The organism is Pseudomonas sp. MWU12-2345 (assembly GCF_023242385.1).
GTDB classification, from domain to species: domain Bacteria; phylum Pseudomonadota; class Gammaproteobacteria; order Pseudomonadales; family Pseudomonadaceae; genus Aquipseudomonas; species Aquipseudomonas gingeri_D.
Genome location: NZ_JALLJA010000016.1, coordinates 54,961 through 71,075, shown reverse-complemented (window position 1 = coordinate 71,075; position 16,115 = coordinate 54,961). Strand labels below are relative to the sequence as shown.

The window sequence follows — 16,115 nt, the reverse complement described above, 5'->3', positions numbered from 1 at the left end:
AGCTCGCTCCTACACGTTACGCGTAGCGCCCTAATCTTGCGTACACCCCTTTGCACAGGCAACCACAGGATCCGGGGCTTGAGCCGTTCACTCCATCGCCGCACAATTGACACCATGACCCAGCCAAAACCCTCCTCCTCCAAACTCGCCCGCGTGCTCTTCGGCCTGCTCGCCTATGTCAGCCTGGGCATCGGTCTGGTCGCCATTGTCATTCCAGGCCTGCCGACCACCGAGTTCATCCTGCTGGCCGCCTGGGCCGCTACCAAGAGTTCGCCGCGCTTGAGTGCCTGGCTGGAAAACCACCGGCTGTTCGGCCCGATCCTGAGCAACTGGCGCAACGGCAAGATCATCACCCGCAAGGCCAAGGTCAGTGCCACCGTGAGCATGCTGCTCTGCGCGACGCTGATGCTGGTGATGCTCGAACACGGCTGGCCGATCTACCTGGCCATCGCCGGAATGAGCCTGGGCAACCTGTGGATCTGGTCGCGTCCGGAGCGGCTTGCGCTGCCTGACGCGTCCTGAGCCCCCGTCAGTTCCTGCGGGAGGGCATTTTTTCGGCAAACACCGACTTGTAGGAGCCGGCTTGCTGGCAATGGCAGCGACGCGGTTTCCTGTTAATCCGCGTCGCCCGGATCGCCAGCAAGCCGGCGCCTACAGGGACCGCATGGATCGGAATAGCAGGGCCAGGATCAAGAATATATTGACGGTCTGGAGGCCACACCCGACATCGACAATCGCCCGTATTTCAGGTGCAATGGCCCTTCTCACGGAGAGCCTTCGATGACCGATCTATTGACGTCCATTCAAGCCGCACTCGACCTGCCCCTCTCGCCGCCACTGTTCACCGGCAGCGGCGTTCTACCCTCGGCTTTTGCCGTTACCGAACTGGCTGGCGCCACACTCGCCGCTGCCGGCCAGGCCGTCGCCGAACTGCTGCTGCAACAGAGCGGGCAGCGCCCCGCCGTCGAAGTTGACCGGCGCCTGGCTTCACTCTGGTTCGGCACGGCGATACAACCCGCAGGCTGGGAAATCCCGCCGCCCTGGGACCCGATTGCCGGCGACTACGCCAGCGCCGACGGCTGGATCCGCCTGCACACCAACGCCCCACACCATCGACGCGCCGCCGAGCGCGTCCTGGGACTGGCGGCGGATCGCAGCGCCATGGCTGAAAAAGTTGCCCAATGGGCGGCCGACGAGCTGGAGCTGGCGGTGGTCGAGGCCGGTGGCTGCGCCGCGCAAATGCGCTCGTGGGCCGCCTGGAAGGAACATCCCCAAGGGCTTGCGGTCAATGCCGAGCCTCTGGTTCAGCGAAACACCCACGACAGCCATGGTTCACGGACCTGGTTGGGCTCACCGGCACGTCCATTGGCAGGCATCAAAGTTCTCGACCTGACCCGCGTACTCGCCGGCCCCGTGGCCAGCCGCTTCCTGGCAGGGCTGGGTGCCGAGGTGCTGCGCATCGATCCGCCGAGCTGGGACGAGCCGGCCCTGACCCCGGACGTGACCCTGGGCAAGCACTGCGCCCGCCTGAACCTGCATGACGCGGCTGATCGCGAGATCTTCGAAGGCCTGCTCGGCGGGGCCGATATCCTCCTGCACGGCTACCGCGCCGATGCACTGGACGGGCTCGGCTATGATGCCCGACGGCGCCAGCGCCTGGCCCCCGGGCTGATTGATGTGAGCCTGAACGCCTATGGCTGGAGCGGCCCGTGGCGCAATCGCCGGGGCTTCGACAGCCTGGTGCAGATGAGCAGTGGTATCGCCCAGGCCGGCATGCTGTGGAAACAGGCGGACAAGCCCGTCCCGCTGCCGGTGCAGGCGCTGGACCATGCCACCGGCTACCTTATGGCGGCCGCGGCGATCCGTGCGCTGACCGAACGGTTGCACAGCGGGCTGGGAGGGTCGGCGCGTTTGTCACTGGCCCGTACGGCGAAGTTGCTGGTGGAACAGGGAGCGGTCAATGGGACCGAAGCGCTGTTGCCCGCAGGGGCGCAGGACTGGAACCCGGTGCTGGAACAGACGTCCTGGGGCCCGGCGCAACGTTTGCTGTCGCCGCTGAAGGTCGGGGCGGTGCCGTTGCAGTGGGCCTTTGCCGCTACGAAGCTGGGGGCTCATCCGCCGCAGTGGTGGTGAGTTCGAAACCGCTTTCGCGGGCAAGCCACGCTCCTACAGTTTGGTGTCGTACATGACATTTCGTTTTCACGCAAAACTGTAGGAGCGTGGCTTGCCCGCGAAGAGGCCCTCTGGATCATCAACCACCTCAAGGATCCCCCGGGGATTCAGCATCAATGCTCCTCCCTCGTAGACCCCATCACCACGCCGAAGCGCAGTTCTCAGGTCGTCCCTGATATATGCGTCATCTTGATTACTTAATTGTTTCAATATTTAACAAAGCAACAAATGCTCACTCGATTAATTATCCAATGCGCCACTACGTTTATTCGATAGGGATGACAAAGGTAGTCGTTCAAGACCGATAGCGCCCATGAAACCCGTTCGACTCGATGATTCTGTGGACTATTTCCAATAAATCGAACGCGTTTAAAAAAACGCTGTCCGAAATTTGCACAATCCACAGGTTTGTCTAGTTTAAGCCTCCACAGCAATACGAAATATTCTTTTCAACGCTCATTCGACCGCTCTAGGACAGGTGTCTTAAGACGCAGGCCCGCGTGTCCGCGCGGCCCCAAAAGTCGTTCATAAACAACGGAATGTGCCAATGATCTGATCTATATCATTTTTCGTTTTTGCCCCTGGCCTACCCTATCGCCTCAATTCCCATGGATTGGAGTCATGCAATGTCTGAATCACCCGGAAAACTGCGATTAGGTGCGCTGGTCGCTCTGGTGGTGGGTTCAATGATTGGCGGCGGTATCTTTTCGCTGCCGCAAAACATGGCTGCCAGCGCCGATGTCGGCGCGGTATTGATTGGCTGGGCGATTACCGCCGTGGGCATGTTGAGCCTGGCCTTCGTGTTCCAGACCCTGGCCAATCGCAAACCGAACCTGGACGGTGGGGTCTACGCCTACGCCAAGGCCGGTTTCGGCGACTACATGGGCTTCTCGTCCGCCTGGGGTTACTGGATCAGTGCCTGGCTGGGCAACGTCGGCTACTTCGTCCTGCTGTTCAGCACCCTGGGTTACTTCTTCCCGGTGTTTGGCGAAGGCAATACCGTGGCCGCCGTCGTCGGGGCCTCGCTGCTGTTGTGGGCCGTGCACTGGCTGGTACTGCGCGGAATCAAGGAAGCGGCCTTCATCAACCTGGTCACCACCGTGGCCAAGGTCGTGCCGCTGCTGCTGTTCGTGCTGATCGCGCTGTTCGCGTTCAAGCTGGATATCTTCACCGCCGACATCTGGGGTCTTAAGAACCCGAGCCTGGGCAGTGTCATGAACCAGGTGCGCAATATGATGCTGGTCACCGTCTGGGTGTTTATCGGCATCGAGGGCGCGAGCATCTTCTCCGCCCGCGCGGAAAAACGCTCGGACGTGGGCAAGGCCACGGTCATCGGTTTTATCACCGTGCTGCTGTTCCTGGTGCTGGTCAACGTCCTGTCCCTGGGGATCATGACCCAGCCGGAACTGGCGAAACTGCAGAACCCATCCATGGCCGCCGTGCTCGAACATGTAGTCGGCCACTGGGGCGCGGTGCTGATCAGCGTCGGCCTCATCATCTCGCTGCTCGGCGCCCTGCTGTCCTGGGTGCTGCTGTGCGCGGAGATCATGTTCGCCGCCGCCAAGGACCACACCATGCCGGAGTTCCTGCGCCGAGAAAACGCCAACCAGGTACCGGCCAACGCCCTCTGGCTGACCAACGCCATGGTGCAGATCTTCCTGATCATCACGCTGTTTTCCGCCAGTACCTACCTGTCGCTGATCTACCTCGCCACCTCGATGATCCTGGTGCCCTACCTGTGGTCGGCGGCCTATGCCGTGCTGCTGGCGGTGCGCGGCGAAAGTTATGAACAGGCCCCGGGCGAACGCCGCAAGGACCTGGTCATCGGCGCCATCGCCCTGATCTACGCGATCTGGCTGCTCTACGCCGGCGGCACCAAGTACCTGCTGCTCTCCGCCCTGCTCTATGCCCCCGGCGTGATTCTGTTCGCCAAGGCCAAGCACGAGCTGGGCAAAGCGATTTTCACCACTGTCGAGAAGCTGATTTTCGCCGCGGTGGTCATAGGCGCCCTGGTGGCTGCCTATGGCCTGTACGACGGTTTCCTGACCCTTTGACACCCTGATTGTTTCGTTCCCTGGAGGATCTGCAATGACCACGGAAAAAGTGAAATACGGCGTTCATTCCGAAGCCGGCAAGCTGCGCAAGGTGCTGGTCTGCTCACCGGGCCTGGCGCACCAGCGGCTGACCCCGAACAACTGCGATGAGCTGCTGTTCGACGATGTGATCTGGGTGGCCCAGGCCAAGCGCGATCACTTCGACTTCGTCACCAAGATGCGCGAACGCGATATCGACGTGCTGGAAATGCACAACCTGCTGACCGATATCGTCGCTCAGAAGGAAGCCCTGGACTGGATCCTCGAACGCAAGATCACCGCCAACCAGGTCGGCCTGGGGCTGGTCCACGAGGTCGACTCGTGGCTGCGCAGCCTGGAACCGCGCAAGATCGCCGAGTTCCTGATCGGCGGCGTCTCGGCCGATGACCTGCCGAACAGCTTCGGCGGCAAGACCATCGAGATGTTCCGCGACTTCCTCGGCCACTCCAGCTTTATCCTGCCGCCGCTGCCCAATACCCAGTTCACCCGCGACACCACCTGCTGGATCTTTGGCGGCGTGACCCTCAACCCGATGTATTGGCCGGCGCGACGCCAGGAAACCCTGCTGGCCAGTGCCATCTACAAATTCCACCCGGAATTCGTCAACGCCGACTTCCAGGTCTGGTACGGCGACCCGGACCAGGAGCACGGCAACGCCACCCTTGAAGGCGGCGACGTGATGCCCCTGGGCAACGGCGTGGTGCTGATCGGCATGGGCGAACGCTCCTCGCGCCAGGCCATCGGCCAGTTGGCGCTGAACCTGTTCAAGCACAACGCCGTGGAACGGGTGATCGTTGCCGGCCTGCCGAAGTCCCGCGCGGCCATGCACCTGGACACCGTATTCAGCTTCTGCGACCGCGACCTGGTGACCATCTTCCCGGAAGTGGTGAACCAGATCGTCGCCTTCACCCTGCGCCCTGACGAGAGCAAGCCTGGCGGCATCGATGTCCGCCGTGAAGAAACCAACTTCCTCGACACCGTCGCCCAGGCCCTCAACCTCAAGGCCCTGCGGGTGGTGGAAACCGGCGGCAACAGCTTCGCCGCCGAACGCGAACAGTGGGACGACGGCAACAACGTGGTGGCCGTGGAGCCCGGCGTGGTGATCGGCTACGACCGCAACACCTACACCAACACCCTGCTGCGCAAGGCCGGCGTGGAGGTCATCACCATCAGCGCCAGCGAACTGGGCCGTGGCCGCGGCGGTGGTCACTGCATGACCTGCCCGATCATCCGTGACCCGATCGATTACTGACCGATATTCAAAACCTGCCCTTGCCCCCACGAAGGGCCACGGCAGGCGGATAACCCATACCCGAGGAGATCCAAGAAATGGCTTTTAATATGCGTAACCGCAGCCTGCTGAGCTTGATGCACCACACCAATCGCGAACTGCACTACCTGCTGGACCTGTCCCGCGACCTCAAGCGCGCCAAGTACACCGGCACCGAGCAGCAGCACCTCAAGGGCAAGAACATCGCGCTGATCTTCGAGAAGACCTCGACCCGTACTCGTTGCGCCTTCGAAGTCGCGGCCCATGACCAGGGCGCCCACGTCACCTATATCGACCCGGTGTCGTCGCAGATCGGCCACAAGGAAAGCATGAAGGACACCGCCCGCGTGCTGGGGCGGATGTTCGACGCCATCGAGTACCGGGGCTTCGAACAGGAGATCGTCGAAGAACTGGCGAAGTTCGCCGGCGTGCCGGTGTTCAACGGCCTGACCGCCGAGTTCCACCCGACACAGATGATCGCCGACACCCTGACCATGCGCGAGCACAGCGACAAGCCGCTGCATGACATCAGCTACGCCTACCTTGGCGATGCGCGCTACAACATGGGCAACTCGCTGCTGATGATCGGCGCCAAGCTCGGCATGGACGTACGCATCGGCGCGCCGAAGGCGCTGTGGCCCCATGAAGATTTCATCGCCCAGTGCAAGGCCTTTGCCGAGGAAAGCGGCGCGCGCATCACCATCACCGAAGACCCGCAGGAAGCGGTCAAGGGCGTGGACTTCATCCACACCGATATCTGGGTGTCCATGGGTGAGCCGGTGGAAGCCTGGGACGAGCGTATCGAACAACTGATGCCCTATCAGGTCAATGCAAAAATGATGAAGGCCTCGGGCAATCCCCGGGTCAAGTTCATGCACTGCCTGCCGGCGTTCCACAACAGCGAGACCAAGGTCGGCAAGGATATCGCGTCGCGTTACCCGCACCTGGCCAATGGGGTTGAAGTGACCGAGGAGGTGTTCGAGTCGCCGGCCAATATCGCCTTCGAGCAGGCGGAAAACCGCATGCACACGATCAAGGCGATCCTGGTGTCGGCGCTGGCGGATATCTAGGACCGGCGCTCCCCCTGTAGGAGCGAGCTTGCTCGCGATAATCGCACGGGCGCCCTGTGACACCTGGTACCCCGCGTTATCGTCGACTTCCATCGCGAGCAAGCTCGCTCCTACAGGGGAACTCATGCAACCTCTGGAAGGACAGTACTTATGCGTATCGTCGTAGCATTGGGCGGTAACGCCCTCCTGCGTCGTGGTGAACCCATGACCGTGGACAATCAACGCGCCAATATCCGTATCGCCACCGAACAGATTGCCAAGATCTACCCCGGTAACCAGTTGGTCATCGCCCACGGCAACGGCCCGCAGGTCGGCCTGCTGTCGTTGCAGGCGGCCGCCTACACCCAGCTCTCGCCCTACCCGCTGGACGTGCTCGGCGCGGAAACCGAAGGCATGATCGGCTACATCATCGAACAGGAACTGGGCAACCTGCTGGACTTCGAAGTGCCCTTCGCCACCCTGCTCACCCAGGTCGAAGTCGACCCCGAGGACCCGGCTTTCCAGCACCCGAGCAAGCCCATCGGCCCGGTCTACAGCAAGGCCGAAGCAGAACGACTGGCCGCTGAAAAAGGCTGGAGCATCGCCCCGGACGGCGACAAATTCCGCCGCGTGGTCGCCAGCCCGAAACCCAAGCGCATCTTCGAGATCCGTCCGATCAAATGGCTGCTGGACAAGGGCAGCATCGTGATCTGTGCCGGCGGTGGCGGCATCCCGACAATGTACGGCGAGGACGGCAAGCTCAAGGGCATCGAAGCGGTGATCGACAAGGACCTGTGCTCGGCGCTGCTGGCCGAACAGCTGGAGGCCGACCTGCTGGTGATCGCCACGGACGTCAATGCCGCTTTTGTCGACTGGGGCCAGCCGTCCCAGAAGGCCATTATCCAGGCCCATCCGGACGATCTCGAAAAACTCGGTTTCGCCGCCGGCTCCATGGGCCCGAAAGTCCAGGCCGCCTGCGAGTTCGCCCGGCACACCGGCAAGGCCGCGGTGATCGGTTCACTGGCGGATATCGAGGCGATAGTCCAAGGTAAAGCGGGTACGCGGATCAGTACGGCACAACCCGGCATCACTTATTCATGAGAACCATCGGGCAGGCCCGTGGTCTGCCCTACTCCATGCCTTGAAGGAGAACACCATGGCCACGTTCACGCCCGGTCACCTGCATATCGAGCGCCATGCGCTGAACAAGGACGATTTCAGCTACAACCTGAGTTTCGACTATGAAGTCGCCCAGGACCCGAAGGAAGGCACCGGCATGCGCTTTACCTTGCACGGCACCATCGAGGGCAAGTCCCTCGACGAGTCGTTCTTCATGCCCAAGGACCAGGCCTTCGACTTTGCCCGCGTCGCCAGCCATATCGCGCAGAAATACGGCATGCCGAAAAATGCCAGCATCATTTCCCTGCACAAATACTACGACGAGATGTTCGAGGATGTGCGGGCCAAGCTCGACGTCAAGTCAGGCGACCCGATGAAGCTTGAACATCTGAGCTGACCAGAGGCTCGTTCCAGCAACAGGACAGGGGGCGTTCGCGCGGTAGATTTCACCAAACCCCACACGCCAAGGCATAATTGTCGCCCTCGCGCCCGGAACACCGAATCGCCCCATGCGTATCCACGTCAGTTTCATCGACCGCGTCGGCATCACCCAGGAAGTCCTGGCCCTGCTCGGTGGACGCAATCTCAACCTGGATGCGGTGGAGATGGTTCCGCCCAACGTCTATATCGACGCCCCGACCCTCAGCCCGCAAGTGCTCGAGGAGTTGCGCGACGCGCTGTTCAGCGTCCGTGGCGTAGAGGCGGTAACGGTGGTGGATATCCTCCCGGGACAGCGCCGCCACCTGCAACTCGACGCCCTGCTCGCGGCCATGACCGACCCGGTGCTGGCCCTGGACAGCGCCGGCCACGTGCTGCTGGCCAACCCGGCGCTGATTGCCCTGTACGGTCGCGAGCCGGCGGGTGAAAGCGTCGCCGAACTCTTTGCCGACCCCAATCTCCTGGACACCCTGCTGGAAAACGGTTTCCGCCTGCCGCTGCGGGAAATCACCGTCAACGGCCAGACCCTGCTGCTCGACGCCACGCCGATCACCGATGCCGGCGCACTGCTGACCCTGTACCAGCCGAACCGCATCGGCGAGCGTCTGTCGGCTCTGCACCACGACCATGCCGAAGGTTTCGACGCGCTGCTCGGCGAGTCTCCGGCGATTCGTACCCTCAAGGCCCGTGCCCAGCGGGTCGCGGCCCTCGACGCGCCGCTGCTGATCCAGGGCGAAACCGGCACCGGCAAGGAGCTGGTGGCGCGGGCCTGCCACGCCATCAGTGCGCGCCACAGTGCGCCCTTCCTGGCCCTGAACTGCGCGGCCCTGCCGGAGAACCTCGCCGAAAGCGAACTGTTCGGCTACGCCCCCGGGGCCTTTACCGGCGCCCAGCGCGGCGGCAAGCCGGGACTGATGGAGCTGGCGAACCAGGGCACGGTGTTTCTCGATGAGATCGGCGAAATGTCGCCATACCTGCAAGCCAAGTTGCTGCGTTTTCTCAATGACGGCAGCTTCCGTCGCGTCGGCGGGGACCGCGAGGTCAAGGTCAACGTGCGGATTCTCAGCGCCACCCACCGCAACCTGGAGAAGATGGTCAGCGAAGGCAGTTTTCGCGAGGACCTGTTCTACCGGCTGAACGTGCTCAATGTCGAGGTCCCGCCGCTGCGCGAGCGCGGCCAGGACATCCTGTTGCTGGCACGCTATTTCATGCAGCAGGCCTGCACGCAGATCCAGCGTCCGGTCTGCCGGCTGGCACCCGGAACCTATCCAGCGTTGCTGGACAACCGCTGGCCGGGCAATGTGCGGCAATTGCAGAACGTGATCTTCCGCGCGGCGGCGATCTGCGAGAGCAGTGTGGTGGATATCGGCGACCTGGACATTGCCGGAACCTCGGTGGCACGTCAGAGCGACCCGGAGATCGACAGCCTGGAACAGGCGGTCGAGGATTTCGAGAAGACCCTGCTGGAAAAGCTCTACGTGCAGTATCCCTCGACCCGGCAACTGGCCAGTCGACTGCAGACCTCCCATACGGCCATTGCCCATCGCCTGCGCAAATACGGCATTCCCGGCAAGCCCTGAGGCAACACGCGCGAAAAGCGACCTCCATCTGTACTGAAAGCGCTACAGCGGAACGATTTCGCTACACTTCAAGCCAATCCCCACTGCACAAGGCTTTGATCCTGTTAGGCTTTTTTTCTGCCCTCCAACTGTAGCGATTTCGCTACAGCCGCGGCCATCCAGTGTGCGTAAAAAACCCGCAAACCCTTGATTTACAAGCCTCGGGCAGTATTGGCCACAAACTTGCTATGGGAACTCCCATTCAGCGGGACGTCGATCCCGCATCCCCTGCGTCCACCTGACGACGAGTCTGGCCCCCTTAGGAGTTTCCATGAGCGAGTTGCGTTTTACTGAAGACCACGAATGGCTGCGTACCGAAGCCGATGGCAGTGTCACGGTCGGCATCACGGCTTTCGCGCAAAACGCCCTGGGCGACGTGGTGTTTGTGCAACTGCCGGAACTGCAGCAGTACGACAAAGGCGCCGAAGCCGCCACCGTGGAATCGGTCAAGGCCGCCAGCGGCGTGTACATGCCCCTGGACGGTGAAGTGCTCGAATTCAACCCGGCGCTGGAAGACAGCCCCGAGCTGGTCAACGAAGATCCGCTGGGCGAAGGCTGGTTTTTCCGCTTCCGCCCAACCGATGCCTCGGCAGTCGCTAGACTGCTGGATCAGGATGCCTACGACCAACTGATCAAAGCCAACGCCTGAGGAACTGTCATGACTGTCAATCTCAGCACCGCCAACGAATTTATCGCCCGTCATATCGGCCCGCGCCAGGCAGATGAACAGGCCATGCTCGAAACCCTCGGTTTCGACTCCCTGCAAGCCCTCAGCGCCAGCGTGATTCCCGACAGCATCAAGGGCACCAGCGTCCTTGACCTCGGGGCCGGGCAAAGCGAAGCCGACGCCCTGGCGTCGATCAAGGCCATCGCCGCGAAAAACCAGCTGTTCAAGACCTACATCGGCCAGGGCTACTACAACTGCCATACGCCGTCGCCGATCCTGCGCAACCTCCTGGAAAACCCGGCCTGGTACACTGCCTACACCCCGTACCAACCGGAAATCTCCCAGGGTCGCCTGGAAGCGCTGCTGAATTTCCAGACCCTGATCAGCGACCTCAGCGGCCTGCCGATCGCCAACGCCTCGCTGCTCGACGAAGCCACCGCCGCCGCCGAAGCCATGACCTTCTGCAAGCGCCTGAGCAAGAACAAGGGCAGCAATGCCTTCTTCGCCTCCGTGCACTGCCATCCGCAGACCCTCGACGTCTTGCGCACCCGTGCCGAGCCCCTGGGTATCAACGTGGTGGTGGGCGATGAACACCAACTGACCGACGTCAGCCCGTTCTTCGGCGCCTTGCTGCAATACCCGGCAAGCAACGGTGATCTGTTCGACTACCGCGCCCTGACCGAGCGTTTCCATGCGGCCAACGCCCTGGTGGCGGTCGCCGCCGACCTGCTGGCCCTGACCCTGCTGACCCCGCCGGGCGAGTTCGGTGCCGACGTGGCCATCGGCAGCGCCCAGCGCTTTGGTGTCCCGCTGGGCTTCGGTGGCCCGCACGCGGCCTACTTCTCCACCCGCGATGCGTTCAAGCGCGACATGCCCGGCCGTCTGGTCGGCGTCTCGGTGGACCGTTTCGGCAAGCCGGCCCTGCGCCTGGCCATGCAGACCCGCGAGCAACATATCCGTCGCGAGAAAGCCACCAGCAACATCTGCACCGCCCAGGTCCTGCTGGCCAACATCGCCAGCATGTACGCGGTGTATCACGGTCCAAAAGGCCTGATCCAGATTGCCCAGCGCATCCACGGCTTCACCGCGATCCTCGCCAAGGGCCTGAGCGCCCTGGGCCTGACGGTCGAGCAGGACAACTTCTTCGACACCCTGACCCTCAACACCGGCGCCCAGACCGCGGCCCTGCACGAACAGGCACGCGCCCAGCGCATCAACCTGCGCGTCGTGGATGCCCAGCGCCTGGGCCTGTCCCTGGACGAGACCACCAGCCAGGCCGATATCGAAAACCTGTGGAAACTGCTGGCCGGCGGCAAAGCCGTGCCGGACTTCAACGTCCTGGCCGCGTCGGTCGAAAGCCGTATCCCGGCAGCCCTGGTGCGCCAGTCGGCCATCCTCAGCCACCCGGTGTTCAACCGTTATCACTCGGAAACCGAGCTGATGCGCTACCTGCGCAAGCTGGCCGACAAGGACCTGGCCCTGGATCGCACCATGATCCCGCTGGGCTCCTGCACCATGAAGCTCAATGCCGCCAGCGAAATGATCCCGGTGACCTGGGCCGAATTCGGTGCCCTGCACCCGTTCGCCCCGGCCGAGCAAAGCGTCGGCTACCAGCAACTGACCGACGAGCTGGAAGCGATGCTCTGCGCCGCCACCGGCTACGACGCGATTTCCCTGCAACCGAACGCCGGTTCCCAGGGCGAATACGCCGGCCTGCTGGCGATCCGTGCCTACCACCAGAGCCGTGGCGACGAGCGCCGCGATATCTGCCTGATCCCGTCGTCGGCCCACGGCACCAACCCGGCCACGGCGAACATGGCCGGCATGCGCGTGATCGTCACCGCCTGCGATGCCCGCGGTAACGTCGATATCGAAGACCTGCGGGCCAAGGCGATCGAGCACCGCGAGCACCTCGCCGCGCTGATGATCACCTACCCGTCGACCCACGGTGTGTTCGAGGAAGGTATCCGCGAAATCTGCGGCATCATTCATGACAACGGCGGCCAGGTGTATATCGACGGCGCCAACATGAACGCCATGGTCGGCCTCTGCGCCCCGGGCAAGTTCGGCGGCGATGTATCGCACCTGAACCTGCACAAGACCTTCTGCATTCCCCACGGCGGTGGCGGCCCGGGCGTCGGCCCGATCGGTGTGAAGTCGCACCTGACGCCGTTCCTGCCGGGTCACGGCACCATGGAGCGCAAGGAAGGCGCGGTCTGCGCGGCGCCGTTCGGCAGCGCAAGCATCCTGCCGATCACCTGGATGTATATCCGCATGATGGGTGGCGAAGGCCTCAAGCGCGCCTCGCAGTTGGCGATCCTCAATGCCAACTACATCGCCCGGCGCCTGGAAGAGCACTACCCGGTGCTCTACAGCGGCAGCAACGGCCTGGTGGCCCACGAGTGCATCCTCGACCTGCGTCCGTTGAAGGACAGCAGCGGCATCAGCGTCGATGACGTCGCCAAGCGCCTGATCGACTTCGGTTTCCATGCCCCGACCATGTCGTTCCCGGTGGCCGGCACCCTGATGATCGAGCCGACCGAAAGCGAATCCAAGGAAGAACTGGACCGCTTCTGCGACGCCATGATCCACATCCGCGAAGAAATCCGCGCGGTGGAAAACGGCAGCCTGGACAAGGACGACAACCCGCTGAAGAACGCCCCGCATACCGCGGCGGAAATCGTCGGCGAGTGGTTCCATCCGTACAGCCGCGAACAGGCGGTGTACCCGGTGGCGTCCTTGATCGAAGGCAAGTACTGGCCGCCGGTGGGGCGTGTCGACAACGTGTTCGGCGACCGCAACCTGGTCTGCGCCTGCCCGTCGATCGAGAACTACGCCTGACCTCCTGTAGGAGCCGGCTAGCCGGCTCCTACAGGAGACCGTGTCCATCACCATAATAAGAATGATCCCGGAGAATCCCATGTCCCTGAGCGTGTTCGACCTGTTCAAGATCGGCATCGGTCCCTCCAGCTCCCACACCGTCGGTCCGATGCGCGCAGCCGCACGTTTCGTCGAGGGTTTGCGGCGCGAGCAACTGCTGTCACAGACCACCAGCGTCAAAGTCGAGCTGTACGGCTCGCTCGGCGCCACCGGCAAAGGCCATGGCAGCGACAAGGCCGTGCTCCTGGGCCTGGAAGGTGAACACCCGGATACCGTCGATACAGAATCCGTCGCCGCCCGCCTGCACACTATTCGCAGTAACGGCCGCCTGAATCTGCTCGGCGAACACTCCATCGAATTCAATGAAAAACTCCACCTGGCGATGATCAGGAAACCCCTGGCCTATCACCCCAACGGCATGATCTTCCGCGCCTTCGACGCCGCCGGCATCCAGATCCGCAGCCGCGAGTATTACTCGGTGGGCGGCGGTTTCGTGGTCGATGAAGACGCCGCCGGCGCCGACCGCATCGTCGAGGACAGCACGCCGCTGACCTTCCCGTTCAAAAGCGCCAAGGAACTGCTCGGCCATTGCACCACCTACGGCCTGTCCATCAGCCAGGTGATGCTGACCAACGAAAGCGCCTGGCGCCCGGAGGCGGAAACCCGCGCCGGCCTGCTGAAGATCTGGCAGGTGATGCAGGACTGCGTCGACGCCGGTTGCCGCAATGAAGGCATCCTGCCCGGCGGCTTGAAGGTCAAGCGGCGCGCCGCGGCACTCCATCGCCAGCTGTGCAAGCACCCGGAAGCGGCGTTGCGCGATGCGCTGTCGGTGCTGGACTGGGTCAACCTCTACGCCCTGGCGGTCAATGAAGAAAACGCCAACGGCGGTCGCGTGGTCACCGCGCCCACCAACGGTGCGGCCGGGATCGTCCCCGCCGTGTTGCATTACTACATGCGCTTTATTGCCGGTGCCAATGAAGACGGCGTGGTGCGTTTCCTTCTCACCGCCGCCGCCATCGGCATTCTCTACAAGGAAAACGCCTCGATCTCCGGCGCCGAAGTCGGCTGCCAGGGCGAAGTCGGCGTGGCCTGCTCGATGGCCGCCGGGGCCTTGTGCGAAGTGCTCGGCGGCACCGTGCAACAGGTGGAGAACGCCGCCGAAATCGGCATGGAACACAACCTCGGCCTGACCTGCGACCCCATCGGCGGCCTGGTGCAAGTGCCGTGCATCGAACGCAACGCCATGGGCTCGGTGAAAGCCATCAACGCCGTGCGCATGGCCCTGCGCGGCGACGGCCAGCACTTCGTCTCCCTCGACAAGGTGATTCGCACCATGCGCCAGACCGGCGCCGACATGAAAAGCAAATACAAGGAGACCGCGCGCGGCGGTCTGGCCGTCAACATCATCGAGTGCTGACCCTCATTCAAGGGGAGTGGTTCTGGCCATCCCCTCCACACCCCATTTAAGGAGCTGCAATGTCCACCGAATCCCTGAAGCAAACCCCGCTGCACGCCCTGCACCTGCAACTCGGCGCGCGCATGGTGCCGTTCGCCGGCTACGACATGCCGGTGCAATACCCGTTGGGCGTGATGAAAGAACACCAGCACACCCGTGAAAAAGCCGGGCTGTTCGATGTCTCGCACATGGGCCAGATCCGCCTGGTCGGCGCCGCTGCCGCCAAGGCCCTGGAAGCCCTGGTACCGGTGGATATCATCGACCTGCCGGTGGGCATGCAGCGTTATGCGATGTTCACCAACGAAGCCGGTGGCATCCTCGATGACCTGATGGTCGCCAACCTGGGTAACGACGAACTGTTCCTGGTGGTCAACGCCGCCTGCAAGGAACAGGACCTGGCGCACCTGCAAAAACACCTGGGCCACCTGTGCGAAGTCCTGCCTCTGTTCGAAGAACGCGCCCTGCTCGCCCTGCAAGGCCCGGCCGCGGTCAGCGTCCTGGCGCGCCTGGCCCCTGAAGTGACAAAAATGACCTTTATGCAGTTCGCCAGCGTGCGCCTGCTGGGGGTGGACTGCTACGTCAGCCGCTCCGGCTACACCGGCGAAGACGGTTTCGAAATTTCCGTACCGGCGGCGAGCGCCGAAGCCTTGGCCCGCAGCCTGCTGGCCGAAACCGAAGTCGAGGCCATCGGCCTCGGCGCCCGCGATTCCCTGCGCCTGGAAGCCGGCCTGTGCCTGTACGGGCACGACATGAACAGCGAGACCACGCCGGTCGAGGCCAGCCTGCTCTGGGCGATCTCCAAGGTCCGCCGCGTCGACGGTGCACGGGCCGGTGGTTTCCCCGGTGCCGAGACGGTTTTTGCCCAGCAGCAACAGGGTGTGTCACGCAAACGTGTAGGCCTGTTACCGCAGGAACGCACACCGGTGCGCGAAGGCGCGGAAATCGTCGACCAGGACGGCCAGGTGATTGGCAATGTCTGCAGCGGCGGCTTCGGTCCGACCCTCGGTGCACCTCTGGCCATGGGCTATGTAGACAGCTCGCAGGCCGCCCTGGACAGCGAAGTCTGGGCCATCGTGCGTGGCAAGCGCGTACCGCTCAAGGTGAGCAAAATGCCGTTTGTGCCACAGCGTTACTACAGGGGCTGATACAGCGTCCTCAACAGGGGCCGATACCCCTGTTGATACTTACAGTAACAACTAAGCCGACGTTGAAACAGTGCACTACCTTGTCACGCAACCGCCACAAAACAGTGCATATATGCGTCAATGAACTTGCGTTATAACAGTCTAAAATAAGCCCACCCACGTGGATGGCCAGCGACCGCCTGCAAAGCCCTGCAACCCCCCATAAAC

At 62.8% G+C, this 16,115-nt stretch carries 12 protein-coding genes; all 12 read left to right on the top strand.

Features of this window, described 5'->3' with window-relative positions; translation table 11 throughout:
- Nucleotides 1-114: 114 nt before the first annotated feature.
- Nucleotides 115-522, top strand: coding sequence for a YbaN family protein (locus M5C71_RS25625; protein WP_248769034.1), 408 nt, complete (start codon nt 115-117; stop codon nt 520-522).
- Nucleotides 523-780: 258 nt separating this feature from the next.
- Complete coding sequence (locus tag M5C71_RS25620) at nt 781-2,133, top strand: CoA transferase (protein WP_248768998.1); 1,353 nt, start codon at nt 781-783, stop codon at nt 2,131-2,133.
- A 665-nt stretch (nt 2,134-2,798) separates the two neighbouring features.
- Nucleotides 2,799-4,226: an arginine-ornithine antiporter gene (gene arcD, locus M5C71_RS25615; protein ID WP_248768997.1), complete on the top strand. Its 1,428-nt coding sequence runs from the start codon at nt 2,799-2,801 to the stop codon at nt 4,224-4,226.
- A gap of 34 nt (nt 4,227-4,260) precedes the next feature.
- Nucleotides 4,261-5,517: an arginine deiminase gene (arcA, locus tag M5C71_RS25610; RefSeq protein ID WP_103494214.1), complete on the top strand. Its 1,257-nt coding sequence runs from the start codon at nt 4,261-4,263 to the stop codon at nt 5,515-5,517.
- Nucleotides 5,518-5,594: 77 nt separating this feature from the next.
- Complete coding sequence (locus M5C71_RS25605) at nt 5,595-6,605, top strand: ornithine carbamoyltransferase (protein WP_103494215.1); 1,011 nt, start codon at nt 5,595-5,597, stop codon at nt 6,603-6,605.
- 150 nt (nt 6,606-6,755) lie between these two features.
- A complete protein-coding gene (arcC, locus tag M5C71_RS25600) occupies nt 6,756-7,685 on the top strand; it encodes a carbamate kinase (protein WP_248768996.1) in 930 nt (309 codons plus the stop codon).
- 55 nt (nt 7,686-7,740) lie between these two features.
- Nucleotides 7,741-8,100, top strand: a complete 360-nt coding sequence (locus M5C71_RS25595; RefSeq protein ID WP_103494217.1) for a DUF5064 family protein — start codon at nt 7,741-7,743, stop codon at nt 8,098-8,100.
- Between the two features lie 112 nt (nt 8,101-8,212).
- Nucleotides 8,213-9,721, top strand: coding sequence for a sigma-54-dependent transcriptional regulator (locus M5C71_RS25590; protein WP_152741311.1), 1,509 nt, complete (start codon nt 8,213-8,215; stop codon nt 9,719-9,721).
- Nucleotides 9,722-10,031: 310 nt separating this feature from the next.
- A complete protein-coding gene (gene gcvH, locus M5C71_RS25585; RefSeq protein ID WP_152741312.1) occupies nt 10,032-10,409 on the top strand; it encodes a glycine cleavage system protein GcvH in 378 nt (125 codons plus the stop codon).
- A 9-nt stretch (nt 10,410-10,418) separates the two neighbouring features.
- Complete coding sequence (gene gcvP / locus M5C71_RS25580; RefSeq protein ID WP_248768995.1) at nt 10,419-13,268, top strand: aminomethyl-transferring glycine dehydrogenase; 2,850 nt, start codon at nt 10,419-10,421, stop codon at nt 13,266-13,268.
- A 79-nt stretch (nt 13,269-13,347) separates the two neighbouring features.
- A complete protein-coding gene (locus M5C71_RS25575; RefSeq protein WP_103494222.1) occupies nt 13,348-14,724 on the top strand; it encodes an L-serine ammonia-lyase in 1,377 nt (458 codons plus the stop codon).
- A gap of 59 nt (nt 14,725-14,783) precedes the next feature.
- On the top strand, nt 14,784-15,908 hold the full coding sequence (gene gcvT, locus M5C71_RS25570; RefSeq protein ID WP_103494223.1) for a glycine cleavage system aminomethyltransferase GcvT: 1,125 nt from the start codon (nt 14,784-14,786) through the stop codon (nt 15,906-15,908).
- The last annotated feature ends 207 nt before the right edge of the window (nt 15,909-16,115 follow it).